Origin of the sequence: Henriciella sp. (genome assembly GCF_049649345.1) — a bacterium.
Classification (GTDB): domain Bacteria; phylum Pseudomonadota; class Alphaproteobacteria; order Caulobacterales; family Hyphomonadaceae; genus Henriciella.
In genome coordinates this window covers 1-2,363 of record NZ_JBARZC010000077.1, presented here as the reverse complement: position 1 = coordinate 2,363, position 2,363 = coordinate 1, and the positions used below count along the sequence as shown (strand labels likewise).

Annotated in this window: 2 protein-coding genes and 1 pseudogene; all 3 read right to left on the bottom strand. The window is 57.9% G+C overall.

Going from position 1 to position 2,363, the window contains the following annotated elements; all coding sequences use genetic code 11:
* On the bottom strand, nucleotides 1–1,109 hold a 1,109-nt coding region (locus tag WA989_RS02005; RefSeq protein ID WP_424338858.1), incomplete at its 3' end, for an outer membrane beta-barrel protein.
* Between the two features lie 272 nt (nucleotides 1,110–1,381).
* Complete coding sequence (locus WA989_RS02000) at nucleotides 1,382–1,972, bottom strand: polysaccharide biosynthesis/export family protein (RefSeq protein WP_424338857.1); 591 nt, start codon at nucleotides 1,970–1,972, stop codon at nucleotides 1,382–1,384.
* Between the two features lie 14 nt (nucleotides 1,973–1,986).
* Nucleotides 1,987–2,363: pseudogene (locus WA989_RS01995) on the bottom strand (hypothetical protein); the annotation flags it as partial.

Sequence of the window (2,363 nt, the reverse complement as noted above, 5' to 3'; positions counted from 1 at the left end):
ACGCTGATCAGGTCGTCGGAACGGTCGATCTCCTGGAAGTCGCGGTTTTCGAAGCCGAGTTCACCGCCGATAATGACGTTGCGACGAAGCTCATGATCGATGCCGGCGGCCACTCGCGTCACGACTGTGCCGGGCGAAGAGATGATGCCGGAATCGACAACGGTGCGCGCCGCGCTGGCTGACACGGTTGTCAGCTGCGTCACAAACCATTGAGCGTTGGCATCGACCGAAAGACCATCAATGTCCTCAATCGCCTGGTCGTCGAAATCGAAGGACTGATAGCCCACCCCGATGTCACCGCGGATCAGGTTCTGAAGTTCGAAATCCACACCGGTTCTGGCAATGACGCCAGTTGCATCCCGGCTGACTGCGCCAGGGGTCGTCTGATCATAAGACCGGTCCACATAAGCGCCCTGCACGAAGACCGCCCAGTCGCGCTCAACCGCCCAGCTCACCCGTGAGCTCAATTCCTGTTCGTCATAGTCGCGGAAGTCCTGATCCTGGACGCCGCCGCCGATCAGGCCGACATCGTCGAAATCGAGCGTCTGAAACGTATAGGTCCCGTCCACGCGAACGCGGCCCGCCTCGTGCGAGACGCCAATACCCGCCCCGGTGCGATCATACATCACCGGCTCTTCGGCATTGGCAACGCGCGCCGATGCCGATCTTGGTTCATTCAGGCTCTCTGCGATGAGTGACCCGGTCAATTCGGTTCTCGTTCCCAGATCGAGACGCCCTTCTGCATTCGCGCGAAGATCGGTGTGATTTTCCGAGTCGTTCTCGGCATAGGCGGTTGAAACGGCTTCGAGCCGGCCTCTCAGGCTGTGGCGCGACCATGTCGATTGGGCGTTCACACTTGGGCTGGCCTGGACAAAAGCGTCACTTTCAGTGTCATCCTCTGTCGCGAAAAGGTTCTCGCGATACCCGGCTTCCAGCCCGAGGGAGGGCTGAACATCAAAGCCACCGGCCCGAAGTGGCACAGGGTCGAATTCCGGCTGGGGCCGCTCTGTCACCGCTGTATAGCGATTGCGCTCAAAGAAGCTGTCTTGAGCATACGCCGACGTGGCGGACGTCGCCGAGATCAGGAGAAAAATAACAGGTAAGCGCATAAGAATGTCCCTAAGTCATTTGCGAACACACGCTTCGCAAAGTTCATGCCTATTTAGCGATCCGGAGGCTGCGCGGCTGGCCAACCCAATCGACGACTGATCTTCCGGTCCCGCTCGGCGTGGTCCGCGAAGGAGGAAACCCCTAGCTGCTGCGAACCGGACCGCTCTGTTTTTGCCTTCGAACAAGCCGGTGTCCCCCACCGGCCAGTTGAAATCGATAATTGCATATTCCGGGCAGATGCGCGCTCATTTTCTCCTACAGCGCCAGCTGATCAGAAAAACCGCTCAACCACCCGGATCGTATCACCCGGCTGGATCGTCAGAGCTGGCGTCAGCTCCACCCTAAACTCCCGGCTTGCATTGGCCTTTTTGATCAAAACGTATTTCTTGTTGGCGCGATACGTAAAACCCTCGGCCGTCGCGACAGCATTCATGACGGTCAATCCATTCGAGTACGGATACTCGCCCGGCTTTGCGACCTCGCCGAGAATGTAGAACGGACGAAAATTCAGGACTTCCGCACTGATCCGCGGCTCGCGAAGATAGCCCTGTGCGTAGCTCTGCTCGGTCAGCTTCTGGAACTCCGGCAGCGACAGGCCTTCGACCTGAAACGAATCTATGAGCGGCAGAGAGATATTGCCCGAACCATCGACGACATACTCACCTGAAAGCTCTGGCTCACCGAACACAGTGACTTTCACCTTGTCGGCCGGGCCGAGTTTATAAGGCTCCGACAGGCTCGCGGCCGGGATGATTTCCTCGTCAGACGCAGACGCCTGCTGAACCGGCGCTGACTGGCAGGCGGCGATCAGGAAGAGCGCGGCGCCGAGTGTCCACTGAAGGGATTGAAGGATAGGTCGCATAGGAAAAGATGCCTCTATGGTCGGGTTGATATAAACGATATGTCGTCGCCGAAGAGCCGAACGGCTGTCAGCCGTCCGCTATAATAGGCTCCGGTATCGACGTTAATACGATCTTGCTCGAGGGTGGCGTGATCGACCGGCGTATGTCCGTGGATGAGACAGACATCCAACTCGGCCTTCGAATTGAGAAACTCGTCACGGATCCAGAGCAAATCCTTTTCGCTCTGTTCGTCAAACGGGATGCCCGGGCGAACCCCCGCATGCGCAAACCCGAATTTTCCAAGCCGGGCAGACGCTTTGAGGGTTCGAAGAAACTGCATGTGGTCGGCGGGAAACACATCCCTGAATTCGTGATGGGCCCGTTTCCAGTCTTCATTGAAGGAGAGGCTGC

Coding starts and splice junctions, on each gene's coding strand:
- WA989_RS02000 (WP_424338857.1), bottom strand. CDS start 1,972: ATGCGACCTATCCTTCAATCCCTTCAGTGGACACTCGGCGCCGCGCTC.